This is a genomic window from Bradyrhizobium shewense (assembly GCF_900094605.1).
Lineage (GTDB): Bacteria > Pseudomonadota > Alphaproteobacteria > Rhizobiales > Xanthobacteraceae > Bradyrhizobium > Bradyrhizobium shewense.
Map to the genome: position 1 here is coordinate 168,151 of NZ_FMAI01000014.1, position 16,054 is coordinate 184,204.

Here is a 16,054-nt window from a genome sequence, read left to right on the forward strand (position 1 = left end):
CATGTGGGGCATCGTTCCGGCCGCGGGCCGCGGCAGTCGTATCCAGCCGCTGGCTTTCTCCAAGGAGTTGCTGCCCGTCGGCAGCCGGTGCGACGATGGCACCGAGCGGCCCTGCGCGGTCTCCGAGTATCTGCTGGAGCGCCTGATCCTCGGCGGCGCGGACAAGATCTGCTTCGTGATCTCGCCGGGCAAGTCCGACATTCTCGAATATTTTGGCGATCACTACGGCAGCGCCCAGCTCGCCTATGTCGTCCAGCCCGACGCCTCCGGCCTGTGCGACGCCGTCTTCAGGGCCGGCACCGTCGTTGGCCATGATGAAGACGTCGTCGTCGGCCTGCCCGATACCGTCTGGTTTCCGAAAGCCGCCTTGCAGGCGCTTCCCGGCGCCGACCTCTCCTTCCTGCTCTTTCCTGTCGAGCGTCCGGAATTCTTCGACGCCGTCGTGCTCGACGGCGACAGCGTGCGGGAGATCCAGGTCAAGCAGCCGAACCCGACATCGCGATGGATCTGGGGCGCGTTCAGGATGTCCGCCCACGGCTTCCGCGAACTGCATGCACTCTGGATCGACCGGGACAAGCTGGACGAATATTTCGGCACGTTGGTCAATGCTTATCTCCAGGCCGGCGGCAGTGGCATCGGGATCAAGGCAGGCGAGTCCTATGTCGATGTCGGGACCGTCGGCGGCTATCGCACGGCAATGGCGGTCCTTGCGGAGAGCACAGGCGCCGACAGTCGATCGAGATTGCGGGCTGGCGTCGCGGATGGAACTCGACCGATCGCTGCAATGGAGAATGGAGCGACTGCATGACGAGAGCGCTACTCACGCGCGAGGAAATTCGCAGGCGCATCGACGCGCTCGGGCCGTGGTTTCACAATCTCGACCTCAACGGTGTGCCGACCGCCCCCACACACTTCCTGGGCGACTATCCCAACGTGAAATGGCGCCGCTTCGCGGGAATCATACCGGACCGGCTCGACGGCAAGAGCGTACTCGACATCGGCTGCAACGCCGGCTTCTACGCCATGGAGATGAAGCGGCGGGGCGCCGAGCGCGTGCTTGGCCTCGATACCGACGAGGAGTACCTCGCTCAGGCGCGCTTCGCCGCCGAGGTGAACGGCCTCAGGATCGAATTCCGCCAGATGTCGACCTACGACGTCGGACAGCTCCGCGAGAAGTTCGATCTCGTGATCTTCATGGGCGTGCTCTATCATCTGCGTCATCCGCTGCTGGCGCTGGATCTCATCCATGAGCACGTCGCCACGGATCTCCTGCTGTTCCAGTCGATGCAGCGCGGCACCAGCCATGTCGATACGATCGACAAGAATTACGATTTCTGGACCACCGACCAGTTCGATTCCGCCGGCTATCCCAAGCTGCACTTCATCGAGCACAAATATGCCGACGATCCCACCAATTGGTGGGTGCCGAACCGGGCCTGCGTTGAGGCCATGCTGCGCAGCGCCGGCTTCGCGATCACCGCCCATCCGGAGGAGGAAGTCTACCTCTGCAGGCGAACCGATCGGCCTCAAATCGACGGTCCCGTCTATCCATCCCGGAGTACTAGCTGATGATCGAGGCCGCCAAGATCTGGAACGAGCCGAACAACAAATCACATTGGGATCTTCAGATCGATCCGGATTGGTCCATGTTCGCGGACCTCGCCATTGCGGCCGGCAAGGCGATCCGCAGTACTCGGCCCGCACTGCCCATCGTGCTTGGCGGCATCTCGCCGATCGACCCCTCCTTCATGCGCAAAATGCAGAGCCGCGACGTTCTCGACCATTTCCATGCGGTCGCCGTACACGGCTTTCCGCTCGACTGGAACCTGTGGCGGATCGGCGAGTGGCCGGCCAAGATCGAGGAGATCAAGGCGGTCACCGCGCTTCCCGTCTGGGTCACCGAGGTCGGCGTCTCCTCGTTCGGCGCCGAAGAGGTGCAGGCCTGGGGCCTGTCGCGCACCGCCGAGCTCCTGATCGGCCGCGCGCCGCGTATTCACTGGTACAGCCTTTATGACCTTCCCTCCGCATGGGAAGCCACGACGCGGCACAAGGAAGCTGAGGGCTCGTCCTATTACAGGCATTTCCACATGGGCCTGCTGCGCGAGGATGGCACGCCGAAGGCGGCCGCCAATCTGTTCGGCGCCTATGCCCCGGCCATGGGGCTGTGCCAGTGGTTTCACTTTGAGGATCATCGCCTCGACAATGCCGTGCAATGGATGCGCCGTCTCGGCGTGACCCATCTCAGGACTGGCCTGTCATGGGCTGACAGTTTCCGTCCGAATGCGCTAGATTGGTTCGACCGCCAGATGGAGACGCTGGCGGAATTTCAGGTCACCGTCACGTTCTGCTTCACGCCCGAGCATCGAGGCATCGAGCCGCATCACACCAGCCCGCCGCTCGATGTCAATGAATTCGCCGATTTCTGCGCATCGATGGTCGATCGTTACTGCTCGAAGACCGGTCTTGCCGCCTCGCCAGCATCGGCCGATCCTCCCATCAGAGAGCCAACATGCGTGCCCTGATCCTGGTCATGGACTCCGTCGGCATCAGCGGTGCGCCGGATGCCGCTCGCTATGGCGACGATGGCGCCGACACCGTCGGTCACATCGCGGACGCCTGCGCGGCCGGGCGGGCCGACAGCAACGCCCGCGAGGGTCCGCTCTATCTGCCCAATCTCGTCGCGCTGGGCCTTGGCCAAGCCTGCAGCCTCGCTAACGGTCGCGTGCCGCCGGGCCTGGACGGTCGGGTCGAGCACCGGCAATTTGGCTGCGCAAGCGAAATCTCGAAGGGCAAGGATACACCGTCGGGCCATTGGGAGATCTCCGGAGTGCCGGTCCCGTTCGAATGGGGCTATTTCCCCCGAACCAAGCCCTGCTTTCCCGCGGATCTGACGAACGCATTGTGCGATCAGGCCGGGCTACCCGGGATCCATGGAGATTGCCACGCGTCCGGTACAGAGATCATCGCCGAGTTCGGCGAGCGCCACATGCGAACGGGAATGCCGATCTGCTACACCTCAGCCGACAGCGTGTTCCAGATCGCAGCGCATGAGCAGACTTTCGGGCTCGAACGTCTGTACGAGATTTGCGCAATCGCAAGACGACTGATCAATCCCCTCAACATCGGCCGCGTCATTGTCGTCGGCACAAGCGCGAGCGACTTCAAGCGGACGGCGCACCGGCGCGATTTTTCCGTGCTGCCCCCTGAAAACACCATCCTCGACCACGCCGCGAGCGCCGGCCGTGACATCGTGACCATCGGCAAGATCGACGACATCTTTGCTCATCGCGCGACAAGGCGAAACTTGCGCGGCGATGGCAACATGGCGCTCTTCGATGCCACACTGAGGGGATTGGCGAGCCTTGCGGATGGCGGATTGCTGTTCGCCAACTTCATCGACTTCGACACGCTCTACGGCCACCGCCGAGACGTTACCGGCTATGCCACGGCACTGGAAGCCTTCGACGATCGCCTGCCCGAACTATTGTCCCGATTGCGCAGCGATGATCTTCTCATCATCACCGCCGATCACGGCTGCGATCCCACCTGGAGCGGCACCGATCACACCCGCGAGCAGGTGCCAATCCTGGCCTGGACGACGCAATCTTCTTCTCCCGTCGGCCGCCGCGCCGGCTTTGCCGATATCGGCGCCACCGCGGCAAGGCATCTTGACCTGCCCCAGCCGCTTCACGGGGTGCATTTCTAGACGTCGTCAGCACACCGATTCACTTGGGTTATTGATCCAGGTTATAGAAATATTCGTTTGTACAATTCCGAGGAACGAACATTCCTTGCATTGCTTCTGAGTCCATACGTGACCGGCGCGCGGGTCATCCGACCAGTCAGCAAGGTGCGCTTCACCAGACATCATCGACCGATCTGAGCGGATCGGTCTCAAGGTTGCACGGAGCGGTGAATGACGCGGGTATTGATTACGGGGGGCGCGGGTTTCATCGGCTCTCATGCGACGGACATTCTGCTGGCGGCGGGCTACGAAGTCCGTCTGCTCGACAACCTTTCGCCTCAGGTTCACGGCAGTAACCGCCAGCGTCCCTCCTATCTCGCCGAAGATGCCGAGCTCATTGTTGGTGACATCACTGACAGCGTGTCCGTGGACCACGCGCTGCGCGGCGCCGACATGGTCTTGCATCTTGCTTCCGCCGTCGGCGTCGGCCAGAGCATGTACGACATTGAGCCCTATGTGCGGACGAATGAGCTGGGCACCGCCGTACTGCTCCAAGCCTTGTCGAAGCGCCCCGTCGAGCGGCTGGTCGTCGCCTCGTCCATGAGCATCTATGGCGAAGGCCTCTATCGAAGGCCCGATCAAAGCGTCGTTGCCTGCGACGAACGATCAATCGAACAGCTCCGCCGAGGGGAATGGGGGTTGCGCGACACAGCCGGGCATCCGCTCGAGCCCGTGCCTACGCCGGAGACCAAGTTGCCTTCACTCAGCTCCGTCTATGCGCTGAACAAGTATGCACAGGAACGCATGTGCCTGATCACCGGCAAGGCTTACGGTATTCCGACCGTCGCGCTGCGCTTCTTCAATGTGTTCGGCCCCCGTCAGGCGTTGTCGAATCCCTATACCGGCGTGCTCGCCATCTTCGCCGCGCGGCTCCTCAACGGGCGCCCTCCGCTAGTGTTCGAGGATGGCGAGCAACGTCGCGATTTCGTTCACGTGCATGATGTCGCCCGTGCCTGCCGCATCGCGTTGGAAGCCGAACATGCGCATGATGTCTTTAACGTCGGCTCGGGCCAAAGCAGGAGCATCCTGTCGGTAGCCGATGATCTCGCCCAGGTCATGGGGCGCAGCGACATCGCCCCCGAGATCACGCTCAAATACCGCGCCGGCGACATCAGGCACTGCTTCGCAGACATCGGCAAATCGCGCGACCTTCTCGGCTTCGAGCCGCACGTGGCGTTCAGGGACGGCCTGGAGGAACTCGCGGATTATCTCGCAGACCAGGTTGCCGACGACCAGGCGGAACGGGCGACGCAGGAGCTGCTACAACGAGGGTTGGTTGCGTGATGAATGAGCAAGACAGCAGGCCCGTGCTAATCACCGGAGGCTGCGGCTTCATCGGCTGTAATCTTGCCGACCGGCTGGCGGAGCGCGGCGAGCGTGTATTGGTGCTGGACAATCTAGCTCGCGCGGGCGTGCGCGAGAACGCGCAATGGCTGAAATCCAGGCACGGCGACCTCATCACCATCGCAGTGGCCGACGTCCGCGAGCTGATCCCGGTGATCGACGCCGTACGCGATGCCCGCGCCGTGCTGCATTTGGCAGCTCAGGTCGCCGTCACGGACAGCGTGAGCGATCCCGCTGCCGATTTCGAGATCAACGCACGCGGCACCCTGAACGTGCTCGAAGCGGTTCGGCTTCACAACAGCACCGCGCCGATCGTATTCGCGTCCACCAACAAGGTCTATGGCCGCCTGATCGAGGACAGTGAGATCGCCCTCACCGGCCGTCGTTACACGCCCACTAGCGCCCTGCTGGAGGACGGCATCTCCGAGAACGCGCCGCTCGACTTCTACAGCCCCTATGGCTGCTCCAAGGGAACCGCCGATCAGTACGTCCATGACTATGCGCGAGTCTACGGGCTCCAGACCGTGGTGATGCGCATGAGCTGCATCTACGGCCCCCGCCAGTTCGGCACTGAGGATCAGGGCTGGATCGCGCACTTCCTGCTGAGCGCGATCCGCGGCAAGCCGTTGACGATCTATGGTGATGGCTATCAGGTTCGCGACGCCTTGCACGTGTCGGATGCCGCCGCGGCCTGGCTCGCGGTGCTCGATCGCATCGCGCTCGCGCGGGGACGCGTATTCAATCTCGGCGGTGGGCCCGCCAACGCGGTCAGCCTTCGCGAGCTCATCGACCATATCACGGAACTGACCGGCCGTGAAATCGCTTACAGCTTTGCCGATTGGCGTCCGGGCGATCAGCCCTGGTACGTCACCGACACCCGTGCTTTGTCAACCGCACTCGGTTGGGCACCGCGGGTTTCGCTGACGGAGGGCCTCCGCTCGCTCCACGCCTGGCTCGACAGTCGTTTTGGAGCAGCTCAAGGTAACCGCGAGGCCCTGGCATGAGGCGCGTCGCCCTGATCAATCCGAATTGGGATTTTGGCGGCAGCATCTATTTCGGGTGCCGGTCCCCCCACCTTCCGCTCGAGCTCGGCATCTCCGAGCATTATCTGAGAGCGGCCGGGCACCGGACGCTGTTGCTCGATGCGCACATGTTCGATCTGTCGTTCCGGGACATCGAGGCCGAACTGCTTGCGTTCGAGCCCGACATGATCGTCATCACGACGGCGCCGACCTATCTGTTCTGGCGTTGCGCGCCACCGGAGCTGCGCGTTCCGCAGGAGCTCGCATCGGCGGCGCGGGATCTCGCGCCAGTCCTGGCCGCAGTAGGTCCGCACGGCTCAACGACCCCACGGGCGGCGCTCAGGAAGCTCGGCGTCGACCTGGTCGTAATGGGCGAATGCGAAGGATCCTTGTTGAGGCTCGCAAACGGCGAGCGAGACTTTCCCGGTCTGTGCTTTGCCGACGGTGGCTCAATCCGCGTCAATGGCGGTCCTCAAGCTGTCGAGTTCAGGGATCAGCCGGCGCTCGCTTGGCCGGACGAGATGATCCGGCGTCATCATCACCACCATCACCGTTTCGACGCCGAGCCGGTCGGCCCCGGCGCGGAGGTCGAGGCTTCGCGGGGATGCCCCTACAACTGTACGTTCTGCGCCAAGAAGAATTTCCGCAACGCCTACCGCAAGCGCCCTCCCGCGATCATCCTTGATGAGATCGACAGCCTGCGCGGCCAAGGCGTCGAATATATCTACTTCATCGACGAGATATTCCTTCCGAATGCGGAACTGCTGGAAGGGCTGAGCACGCGCGGCCTCAAATTCGGCGTGCAGACGCGGATCGATCTCTGGAAGCCAGACATGCTCGCGCTGCTTGGCCGCGCCGGCTGCGTTTCGATCGAGGCTGGAATCGAGAGCCTCACGGTCGAGGGACGGGCGGCGCTCGCCAAGAATTGCAAGATGACCACCGATCAGCTTGCCGACCGGCTGGTCGAGGCCCGGCGCCACGTCCCCTTCGTACAGGCCAATCTGATCGAGGTGCCCGAGGACGACGATCCCGTCGTGCAGCGTTGGCGCAGCAAGATGCAGGATGCCGGCATCTGGGCCAACGACCCGGTCCCGCTTTATCCCTATCCGGGCTCGCCGGACTATCAAAAGCTGTGGGGCGAAGCCGACGATTTCGCCTGGGAGCGCGCGCACCGGCATTATCTCGGAATGTACGACCAGTTCAGCGACGTGCAGAACGATCGGCCGATGCCCCTCGATGCCCTCGAACATCCGGTGGCGCCATGAGCCGAGATGCGGACATCAAAATCCTGATGACGACCGACACCGTCGGGGGCGTATGGACCTATTCCTGCGCCCTCGCCGCGAGCCTTGCCGCCTCGGGCGCCGAAGTTACCTTGGCAACCATGGGCCCGCCCGCGCGCGCCGACCAGCGCGAGATGCTGCGCGACTCTCGAGTCCGCCTCGTCGAAACCGACCTCGCTTTGGAGTGGCAAGATCCGGAAGGACGCGACTTTCCCAAGGCCGAACGTGTCCTCGCCGGCCTCGAAGCGAGGCTCAGGCCTGACGTCGCCCACCTCAACAGTTTTCGGGAGGCAACCCTGCCGTGGCATGCGCCGACCGTTCTCGTCGCGCATTCCTGCGTCAACTCATGGGCGCTGGCCTGCCAGGATTCGGCATGGCTCGGCGAGCCCCGATGGGCGCGTTACACGGACCGGGTGGCCGCTGCGCTCAACAGTACGCAGGCATGGGTTTGCCCGAGCCAATCCTTTCACGATGACATCGTTGAGATCTATCACCCGCGCTCTCCCGGCGCCGTGATCTGGAATGGGATTGCGGCTGGCGCCGCGCCAAGCCGAAAGCGGGAGCTGATCTTCGCGGCCGGCCGCCTGTGGGATCGTGCCAAGAATATCGAAGTCTTGGCTCAGGCTGCGCAAGGACTGGATTGGCCGGTCGAGGCCGCGGGCCCGGCGGAGATAGATCCCCTCGGCATCGCCTGGCTTGGTCCATTGCCGCACAGCGCCCTGCGCGAACATCTCCGACACTCCGCAATCTTCGTCAGCCCAGCGCTGTACGAGCCGTTCGGCCTCTCGGTTCTGGAGGCGGCCGCCGCCGGCTGCGCGCTCGTGCTGTCGGATATTCCAACGTTCCGGGAATTGTGGAGTGGAGCAGCGCTGTTCTTCGATGCCGGCGACAGTCAGGCCTTGCACCGAATCCTCGTCAAACTCTGCGCCGATGATCTCGAAAGGACGCGCCTGCAACGCGCTGCGTATGAACATTCCCTGACCTATTCCCTGGCGCGCACGACCAGCGCCTATCTCAAGCTCTACGAGGGGCTGCACGCCTCCGATCGCAGGTCAACGCAAGCCGGTCAGATCGAGGTGCGCGCATGAAATGCGTTCTGTTCTACCACGCATTCACCTCCTGCTGGAACAACGGCAACGCCCATTTCCTGCGCGGCTATGCCCGCGAGCTGCATGCACTCGGCCACGAGGTCGTGGTGTTCGAGCCGGTCGATGGCTGGAGCCGGTTGAATGCCATCCGCGAAAGCGGCAGTCAGGCCCTGCAAGACATCGGCCGGCTCTTCCCCGGCATCTCCATTCGTCGCTACGATGCTTCACTCGATTTCGATGAGGCTCTGGATGGTGCCGATCTCGTCGTCGTGCACGAATGGAATTCGCCCGACGTGATCGGGCAGATCGGATATAGGCGCGCGCACGGCGCCCCCTTCACGCTGCTGTTCCACGACACCCATCATCGGGCGGTCACCGCGCCGGACGAGCTCGCGCAGTTCGACCTCGACGCGTTCGACGGCGTGCTCGCCTTCGGCGAGGTGCTTCGTCAGATCTACATGAATCTCGGCTGGGCAGATCGTGCCTATACCTGGCACGAGGCAGCCGACACCACCATGTATCATCCCTTGCCGCATATCGAGCGCAACGACGATCTGGTCTGGATCGGCAATTGGGGCGACGGCGAACGCAGCACCGAACTCAACGAGTTTCTGGTCGAGCCCGTTGCTGAACTGAAGCTGAGCGCGAGCGTCTACGGCGTTCGCTACTCTGATGCCGCTCTCCAGACCATCCAGGCCGCGGGCATCCGCTATGGAGGCTGGCTGCTGGCGCACTGGGCGTCGGTCGCCTTCGCGGGAGCGCGCGCGACCGTTCACGTTCCTCGCGGGCCCTATGTGCGCTCGCTTCCGGGCATCCCCACCATTCGGGTGTTCGAGGCGCTCGCCTGCGGCATTCCCCTGATCTCGGCCCCCTGGTCCGACGTGGAAGGCCTGTTTCCTGATGGCGCCTATCTCCAGGCCGCCAGTGGCGAAGAGATGAAGCGCGCACTCCGTTCTGTGCTCGATGATCGGGAGATGTCCGCCGCCATGTTGGCCGCCGGGCTGCGGACGATCCGGGAGCGCCATACTTGCCGTCATCGCGCACAACAGCTCGTGGGCATTGTGGAGGCCATTCGCACCTCCGCCGATTCGTCCCGGCCTTTGCGATACATTGGAGCCTCCGCATGAAGATCTGCTTCTTCGGATCCAGCCTCGTCTCCTCCTACTGGAACGGTGCCGCCACCTATTATCGCGGCATGCTCAAGCAGATTGCGGCACTCGGACACGACATCACCTTCTTCGAACCCGACGCGTTCGAGCGGCAGGCCCATCGCGACATCGCCGATCCCGATTGGGCTAGGGTCGTCGTGTACCCCGCAACGTCCGATGGTTGGCGCGGCTCGCTCGATGCGGCGGCGCGATCGGCCGACATGCTGATCAAGGCCAGCGGCGTCGGCGTCTTCGATCAGGAGCTAGAGATCGCCGTCGCCGCCCTGCCCTCCCGAACCCTACGGATCTACTGGGATGTCGATGCCCCCGCCACTCTCGAAGCGATGGCGAACGATCCGAGCCATCATCTGCGCGGTGCGATCCCCTCCTACGACACGGTCCTGACCTACGGCGGCGGCGACGGCGTCGTCTCGGCTTACCGCGCCATGGGCGCGCGGGACTGCTTGCCGATCTACAACGCCCTCGATCCTGAGACGCATTTTCCATTCCCGCCAAGACCGGACTTCGCCTGCGATCTCAGCCTGCTGGCAAACCGCCTGCCTGATCGCGAACAGCGGGTCGAACACTTCTTTCTCGACGTCGCACTCGAGCTGCCGGACAAGTCGTTCCTGCTCGGCGGCTCCGGCTGGGAGACAAAGGACACGGCAAGCAATATCCGCAAGATCGGCCATGTCGGCACCGGCGAGCACAACGCCTTCTTCGGCTCCGGACTTGCCACCCTCAACGTCAATCGCGACAGCATGGCGCGCTGCGGCTTCTCGCCGCCGACGCGGGTGTTCGAGGCGATCGGGGCCGGCGCCTGCCTGATCACCGATCAATGGCCGGGTATCGACCATTTTCTCGAGCCGGATCGCGAGGTGCTGGTGGCTGCGAGCGGAGCTGAGGTGGCGGGCCATCTCGGCGCGCTCAGCGCCGATCGCGCCGCCGCGATCGCCAACCGTGCCCGCGCACGCGTCCTGAGCCAACACACCTATCGGCATCGCGCCCGCCAGTTCAACCAACTCTTTTTCGGAAGCAGCTCGCGCATCGAGGCAGCAGAATGAACCTCAGTATCGTCGTCGTCGGTCTTTCGGTCACCTCGTCGTGGGGCAATGGTCACGCCACGACCTATCGCGCCCTGATCGAGGCCCTGGCGCGACGAGGTCACCATGTCACGTTCCTCGAGCGCGACGTCCACTGGTATCGTGAGCATCGCGATCTGACCAAGCCGTCGTCGTGGACGGTCGAGCTTTACCAGTCGCTGAAGGACGTGCCTCGCCGCTTCGGCAAGCTGATCCGGGACGCCGACCTCGTCATCATCGGTTCCTATGTGCCCGACGGCATTGCCATTTCCGAGTGGATCACGAGTCAGGCGCGGGGAATCACCGCGTTCTATGACATCGACACGCCCGTAACGCTCGCGAGGCTCGACGAAGGCCTGAACTACCTGTCAGCCGCAATGATCCCACGCTTCGACCTCTATCTGTCATTCGCCGGCGGGCCCGTGCCCAGCATGATCGAGGAGCGGTATGGCAGCCCGATGGCCCGAGTTCTCTATTGCAGCGCCGACACCGAGGCTTACGCTCCGCAGCAGGCGGAGGTTAGATGGGCCCTCGGCTATCTCGGCACCTATAGTGAGGACCGGCAGCCCGTCCTCGAACAGCTGCTCCTGTCCCCGGCGCGCACGCTGCCGCCAGAGCAGTTCGCGGTCGCAGGGGCGCAATATCCCGCTGATATCGTCTGGCCCGACAATGTCGTGCGGATCGAGCACCTCGCGCCAAAACAGCACCCGGAGTTCTATGCGGAACAGCGCTTCACCCTCAACGCGACCCGCGCCGACATGCGTGCGTTGGGCTTCTCGCCGAGCGTTCGCCTGTTCGAAGCCGCTGCCTGCGGCACGCCCGTGATCTCTGACCAATGGCCGGGCATCGAAACCATCTTCGCACCGTCGCGGGAAATCCTGCTGGCCTCAAGCCCGCGCGACGTCATCGAGATCCTGCGCGACATGCCCGAGGAGCGTCGGCGGACCATTGCGGAATGCGCACGCCGACGCGTTCTGACCGGTCACACCGCCGATCACCGGGCCTGCCAGCTGGAGGGTTACTACGCCGAAGCAGCCGCGCACCGCCGTCGCAAATCCTCGCGGCCTGCCGCCAGCCGTACCGTTCAAGTCGCCGAAGAGAGCCTGCAATGAAACTCCAGACCCGCATCCCTACGCTCCGCCGCTCGCCGACCGTGCTCATTGCTGGCGGTGCCGGCTTCATCGGCTCTCATCTCTGCGATTCGCTTTTGCAACATGGCAACGCCGTGATCTGCCTCGACAATCTCTTCACGGGGAGCATCGACAACATCAGGCCACTGCTGAACCATCCGAACTTCCGGTTCATCGAGCATGACGTGCAGGAGGAGATCGAGATCGACGGGGAAATTGACCGCATTTACAGCCTCGCCTGCCCAGCTTCGCCCCGGCATTATCAGAAGGATCCGGTCGGCACGATGAAGACATGCGTGCTCGGTACCATCAACCTGCTCGAGCTCGCGCACCGGAAGGGTGCCCGCGTCCTGCAAGCTTCCACGAGCGAAGTCTACGGTGATCCGGAGGTGCACCCACAGCCGGAATCCTATCTCGGTAACGTCAACCCAATCGGGCCACGAGCCTGCTACGACGAGGGCAAGCGCGCCGCCGAAACACTGATGTTCGACTACAACCGCACGCGGGGGACCGAGATCAAGGTGGCGCGCATCTTCAACACCTACGGCCCACGCATGCTGGAGAACGATGGCCGTGTCGTCTCCAACTTCATCGTGCAGGCCCTGCGCGGGGAGCCGATTACGATCTATGGCGGCGGTACGCAGACCAGAAGCTTCTGCTTCGTCGATGATCTCGTGCGAGGCCTCCAGTTGCTGATGGAAAGCTCCTCATCGGTGACCGGTCCCTGCAACCTCGGCAATCCGCACGAGGTGACTATCGAAGCTATAGCCCGAGAGGTTCTGACGTATACGGACTCGGCCTCGCCGCTCCGCTTCGAGCCGCTGCCAAAAGACGATCCAAAGCGCCGCAAGCCCGTCATTGACACCGCTATGCGGCTGTTGGGATGGCGCCCGCGGGTGGCACTGAAGGATGGTCTTCAAGCCACGATCGCCTATTTCGCAATGCGCATCGCGGGCGAGCCACCGACGCTCGTGCCAGCTCTCGCGCAGCGAAAGAGAGGTCCGGCGCGCAGCCTGCTCAGTCCCGAATAGCCAGCTGAGAGCCAGAAGCGCTCATTCCGGCTCTGGCGTCTTGCGGCAGGAGCGCCGTTGCGCCCGCTTAGTGCTTGCTCTCTTCGATCTTGTCGAGAACGCGCTCTGGCGCGATATCTGAGGCGGCTTCCTGAAGCTCTTCGTTCTGCCGGGAATCTATCTCCATTTTGCGGGCCATTTCATTCAGGAGCGCGACCACCTTCGTGATCTCATGTTCGGTGAGGAGACTGATCTGCAGATCCAACTCCGCCCTTCTATCCGCTTCGGCCGCCATACGATTTTGAGAGATCAGAACAAAGGTCGAAAGAAAGATTGCCTCTACAGAGGCAATCATAGCGAGCACTACAAAGCTCTGGTCCCATGGCACAATTCCTGGAAGCCATCCGAGATTTGCGGCTATCCAAAATCCAAAAGCGAATAAGTGCAGGTAAACAAACTGCATGCTGCCGGTAAACGAAGTTATCGCATCGGCGACCTTTTGCTGAATAGACGCGTCGGATTGCTCGCGCTTCCTTCGCTCGACTAGAGCGTGGATATTCCGCTCGAGAGCCGGCGTCAGCCCGGGTGCAGCTTTTGGACGGGGCGCTAAGTGTTTCCTCATCACGTGGAAACCGGCGCACCCGCGGGCGGTTCCTATAGCTTGGCTGCCCCGACGCCGCGCAATTGACGACCGCCTGGCCGACGCCCGGCGTGCAAGACCTCGGCGAGGTGGAGCTACAAGATAGAGCCGCGACCTCAGGGCTGGCTGGGCGCGGGACGGATCGAGCCTCCGAATGGCGGAATCAACACCTGCTTGATTTCGCGGGTTTGGAAAAGGGGCTCAAAATGCCTTCTAATAAGTTCAATAGTTTAACGGCCGTTTTCAAATGAAAACAGTGCTGTGGTTCGCTATCGCTCTTCGTTATCGAGCTTTTCCTACGACAAGATCAAGACCGACATCGAAACTGCTAACCTGGATTCCTCACGCGCATACATAAGACGTTCGTCGAAATTCAAGGTCAATTGCTGGGCATACCAATTGCTACTCGTCGTGGTATCCCAGCTAAAGTCGGTGACCACCTGAGGCGTCGAAGCGTGGACGAACTCGCGATTCTCGTCGGTGCTTGGATTCGTGGTTCTTCTGTTCGTTTCGATCGTCAATCAGTTCTTTACTCTAAGCGCAATGGCCAGCGAAGTCGTGCGGCAGCGGGGCAGACTCGAAAGCGACTTCGGGGCCACTGGGCAGCCTCAGCACCATTTCATGAATGCCGGCGATCTTCGCCCCCTCGATGCGCCGCGGCATGTCATCGAGGGAATGTTGCATCGGCATTTGCTCTCGACCAGCCTGTCGGCATTCCCAGCCAATTGCGAGGGCGTGCCGTTCGACCGCTCGCACATCTACGCCAGCGGCAAAATGAATAGCGGATCGCTGATCTGCTTTCAACTTGAACACTGGCAGAAGGCCTCCGGGGTCGGACCGGAGGCCTTCTGGCTCGCTGGGGTACATCCGCCCGAGTGCGGTTGCCGGAGCTGCCGTTCTATGTCCACGGTTTGCTCTGCGTTGCGGACCTTCTTGAGAAGCTCGTTCTTCTCAGCGTCGATCGGCTCGGCGTGAGCTCGCTTCCTCATGTGCTCCTCGGATTGAGCCAAGCGGTCTTGGAGAGAGTTTGTTTGCTTGATCCGCCTGCGCTTCAATCCCATCGCGTTTCTCTTCTTGATTTGATGAGGATATGCAATTGGGCACGAGGCGCCCACAACAAAGGTTAATCTCGGACGATCGTTGAATGGGCAGAGGCACGCGGCGAGGAATGTCGACCCATCTTGGGCTTGCCCAGTTGCTTACTCAGTTTGCTCTGGCGACCTCGCCCGGTTTTAGATGCTCGTTGCGTACTTCGGCTCTCGCCCGAAGATCCGCGTTCATAACAAAAGTTAACGGCGCCACAGGGTCAACAGATCTAAGCAGAGCAACCATTCTGCACAATCGCTGTTTTACCAGGCACAGACACACGAATTGAGGCAGGCGAGACATTTGCACGAGCCGCATCCCACAATCGATCCGCACGACCCCGCCGCCTGTAGTCAATGGGCGCTTCGCTTGGGAACGAACGTCAGGGAGCTCAAGGCAGCGATTCATCAATTCGGCAGCGCCGCGGATGCGGTGGCCTACGGCCTCCAGCAGTGGCAGCACAGCGCCTCGCGCGGGCAGTGGCAAGCGCGTACCCGCGCGCCGCAGGTGGGCATTCTCTCCGAGACGATGGTCGCACGCGGCGAGCAGCTCTCGTCGGTTGCGATGATTTGCGTGAACGCCATCGGCCTGGTCGCCGGTGCCGTGCCGCGGATCCTTCCGGCGGCGCGCCAAGCCGACATCGACGCCTATCTCGATGGCCTTGACGGTCTTTTCATCGGCGGCGGGCAGACCAATGTTCATCCCTCGCGTTATGGCCAAATGGTCGACGACTCTCGCGACGACCCGTTCGATGAATTCCGCGACGAAGTCGCGCTCCATCTGATCCCGCGCGCGCTGGCGCGCGGAATCCCCGCACTCTTTGTCTGCCGCGGCATCCAGGAGCTGAACGTCGCTTTTGGCGGCACGCTGGCGAAGGAGCCGGATGGCCTGCCCGAAGACCAGCGCCACGGCACGCTCGACGCGGACAATGAAGATGCGCGCTACCGGCTCCGGCAAAAGGTGACGCTGCGCAAAGGAGGTGTCCTGCAACAGATCTGCGGCGCAGACGCCGTCACAGTGAATTCGCTGCACAGCTTCCTAATCAAAGATCTCGCACCGGGGCTCATCGCGGAAGCCGTGGCGGAGGATGGCTCGATAGAGGCCGTCATCGTCGCGGGCGCCGGCGCCTTTGCGCTCGGCACGCTGTTTCACCCGGACTATTGGGCAAGCACAGATCATGCATCGGCGCGCATCCGCTCCGCCTTCGGAGATGCGGTTCGCTTGCATGCAAAGGCGAAAAGGACAGCTTAGGGCCATGCACCGCTACCGCTTCGGTATCGAGGAGGAATACTTCCTGGTCAACCGCCAATCCGCAGCGCCGCGGTCCGAGCTGCCGAAGGCCTATATGACGGCGGCTCAGAAGCGCCTTGGCGAGCGACTGACCACCGAAATCCTGCAATCGCAGATCGAGGTCGCGACCCCGCCGCTGACCAATTCGGCCGATGCGTCGCGGCGCTGTTTCGTGCTCTGGTGAGG

The 16,054-nt window shown here is 62.6% G+C and carries 16 protein-coding genes; 15 read left to right on the top strand and 1 reads right to left on the bottom strand.

Annotation, left to right across the window (positions count from 1 at the left end; translation table 11 throughout):
- The first annotated feature begins 1 nt into the window (after nucleotide 1).
- The 12 genes from GA0061098_RS25585 (at nucleotide 2) to GA0061098_RS25640 (ending at nucleotide 12,873) form a co-directional block, all read left to right on the top strand.
- Complete coding sequence (locus GA0061098_RS25585) at nucleotides 2-808, top strand: sugar phosphate nucleotidyltransferase (protein WP_018322030.1); 807 nt, start codon at nucleotides 2-4, stop codon at nucleotides 806-808.
- Nucleotides 805-1,569 carry a TIGR04290 family methyltransferase gene (locus GA0061098_RS25590; protein WP_091963023.1) on the top strand — a complete coding sequence of 255 codons (765 nt, stop codon included), beginning with the start codon at nucleotides 805-807 and terminating at the stop codon, nucleotides 1,567-1,569. The genes GA0061098_RS25585 and GA0061098_RS25590 overlap by 4 nt, the downstream gene beginning before the upstream one ends.
- Nucleotides 1,569-2,522, top strand: coding sequence for a glycoside hydrolase 5 family protein (locus GA0061098_RS25595; protein ID WP_018322032.1), 954 nt, complete (start codon nucleotides 1,569-1,571; stop codon nucleotides 2,520-2,522). The genes GA0061098_RS25590 and GA0061098_RS25595 overlap by 1 nt, the downstream gene beginning before the upstream one ends.
- Nucleotides 2,510-3,706, top strand: coding sequence for a phosphopentomutase (locus GA0061098_RS25600; protein WP_091963025.1), 1,197 nt, complete (start codon nucleotides 2,510-2,512; stop codon nucleotides 3,704-3,706). Before GA0061098_RS25595 ends, GA0061098_RS25600 begins: the two co-directional genes overlap by 13 nt.
- Nucleotides 3,707-3,916: 210 nt before the next feature.
- On the top strand, nucleotides 3,917-5,029 hold the full coding sequence (locus GA0061098_RS25605) for an NAD-dependent epimerase/dehydratase family protein (RefSeq protein WP_091963029.1): 1,113 nt from the start codon (nucleotides 3,917-3,919) through the stop codon (nucleotides 5,027-5,029).
- Nucleotides 5,029-6,093, top strand: coding sequence for an NAD-dependent epimerase/dehydratase family protein (locus GA0061098_RS25610; protein ID WP_091963034.1), 1,065 nt, complete (start codon nucleotides 5,029-5,031; stop codon nucleotides 6,091-6,093). Before GA0061098_RS25605 ends, GA0061098_RS25610 begins: the two co-directional genes overlap by 1 nt.
- Nucleotides 6,090-7,376 (top strand): TIGR04295 family B12-binding domain-containing radical SAM protein, encoded by a 1,287-nt coding sequence (locus GA0061098_RS25615; RefSeq protein WP_091963037.1) that lies wholly within the window; start codon nucleotides 6,090-6,092, stop codon nucleotides 7,374-7,376. Before GA0061098_RS25610 ends, GA0061098_RS25615 begins: the two co-directional genes overlap by 4 nt.
- Nucleotides 7,373-8,482, top strand: coding sequence for a glycosyltransferase family 4 protein (locus tag GA0061098_RS25620; RefSeq protein WP_091963040.1), 1,110 nt, complete (start codon nucleotides 7,373-7,375; stop codon nucleotides 8,480-8,482). The genes GA0061098_RS25615 and GA0061098_RS25620 overlap by 4 nt, the downstream gene beginning before the upstream one ends.
- On the top strand, nucleotides 8,479-9,609 hold the full coding sequence (locus GA0061098_RS25625) for a CgeB family protein (protein ID WP_091963044.1): 1,131 nt from the start codon (nucleotides 8,479-8,481) through the stop codon (nucleotides 9,607-9,609). Before GA0061098_RS25620 ends, GA0061098_RS25625 begins: the two co-directional genes overlap by 4 nt.
- A complete protein-coding gene (locus tag GA0061098_RS25630; RefSeq protein ID WP_091963047.1) occupies nucleotides 9,606-10,694 on the top strand; it encodes a CgeB family protein in 1,089 nt (362 codons plus the stop codon). The genes GA0061098_RS25625 and GA0061098_RS25630 overlap by 4 nt, the downstream gene beginning before the upstream one ends.
- Nucleotides 10,691-11,824 (top strand): CgeB family protein, encoded by a 1,134-nt coding sequence (locus GA0061098_RS25635; RefSeq protein WP_091963050.1) that lies wholly within the window; start codon nucleotides 10,691-10,693, stop codon nucleotides 11,822-11,824. The genes GA0061098_RS25630 and GA0061098_RS25635 overlap by 4 nt, the downstream gene beginning before the upstream one ends.
- Nucleotides 11,821-12,873, top strand: a complete 1,053-nt coding sequence (locus GA0061098_RS25640) for a UDP-glucuronic acid decarboxylase family protein (RefSeq protein WP_091963054.1) — start codon at nucleotides 11,821-11,823, stop codon at nucleotides 12,871-12,873. The genes GA0061098_RS25635 and GA0061098_RS25640 overlap by 4 nt, the downstream gene beginning before the upstream one ends.
- Nucleotides 12,874-12,940: 67 nt before the next feature.
- Here GA0061098_RS25640 and GA0061098_RS25645 read toward each other — a convergent pair whose 3' ends face one another.
- Entirely contained in the window at nucleotides 12,941-13,474 is a 534-nt protein-coding gene (locus tag GA0061098_RS25645; protein ID WP_091963057.1) for a DUF1003 domain-containing protein, read from the bottom strand.
- Nucleotides 13,475-13,984: 510 nt separating this feature from the next.
- Between GA0061098_RS25645 and GA0061098_RS47465 the strand changes: the two genes are divergently transcribed.
- The 3 genes from GA0061098_RS47465 to GA0061098_RS25665 all read left to right on the top strand — a co-directional run bounded on the left by GA0061098_RS47465 (nucleotide 13,985) and on the right by GA0061098_RS25665 (nucleotide 16,052).
- Nucleotides 13,985-14,467: a manganese catalase family protein gene (locus GA0061098_RS47465; protein ID WP_245323565.1), complete on the top strand. Its 483-nt coding sequence runs from the start codon at nucleotides 13,985-13,987 to the stop codon at nucleotides 14,465-14,467.
- A gap of 414 nt (nucleotides 14,468-14,881) precedes the next feature.
- Nucleotides 14,882-15,829, top strand: coding sequence for a gamma-glutamyl-gamma-aminobutyrate hydrolase family protein (locus GA0061098_RS25660; protein ID WP_129590923.1), 948 nt, complete (start codon nucleotides 14,882-14,884; stop codon nucleotides 15,827-15,829).
- Nucleotides 15,830-15,833: 4 nt separating this feature from the next.
- A complete protein-coding gene (locus GA0061098_RS25665) occupies nucleotides 15,834-16,052 on the top strand; it encodes a glutamate-cysteine ligase family protein (RefSeq protein ID WP_091963070.1) in 219 nt (72 codons plus the stop codon).
- Nucleotides 16,053-16,054 lie beyond the last annotated feature (2 nt).